This window comes from Aerococcus sp. L_32, from assembly GCF_050689315.1.
Map to the genome: position 1 here is coordinate 1 of NZ_JBOEQF010001264.1, position 520 is coordinate 520.

Sequence of the window (520 nt, forward strand, 5' to 3'; positions counted from 1 at the left end):
CAGGTAAACCTGAAGACATCTTCAGTAACCCACAACACAACCGTACAAAAGAATTCTTAGACAAAGTTTTATAATAAATAACGACAGAAAAAGGTATGTGATGTTTTCTATCACATACCTTTTTCTTTATTCACTTCAAATTCTATCTTACAGCACCATACAAGGCTTTGTCTGAAATACCTGAATTATTGGCTAAAGCTGCTTTTCGTAGCCCTTCATATTCGAAGTTTAAGGCTAAAGCTAGTTGTCTGTCAGCTTCGTTTCGACTATCTTGATCAAAAGACAAACGGTTCATTTGCACTTCTTTAAACAAGAAATGCACAATATTTTCTAAAGCTTCCTTCGCCAAACCTTGGTCTTTATAGGCTTGACCCATACAGAAGGTTAAGTCTGCAGCCTGAGTATCTTTATGCACTTCAGTCACTAAGATTTCTCCTACCGCTTCTCCAGAAGATTTGTCTTCCACACACCATCTGTAGGTTTTACTTCTGTCCTTGCGTTTATCCCACTTCTCTAAAAC

At 37.5% G+C, this 520-nt stretch carries 1 protein-coding gene; it reads right to left on the reverse strand.

The annotated features are described in order from the left end of the window. Positions 1-142: 142 nt before the first annotated feature. Positions 143-520: GNAT family N-acetyltransferase (locus ACRCJ0_RS19240; RefSeq protein WP_431391826.1), on the reverse strand; the 378-nt coding region annotated here is incomplete at its 5' end.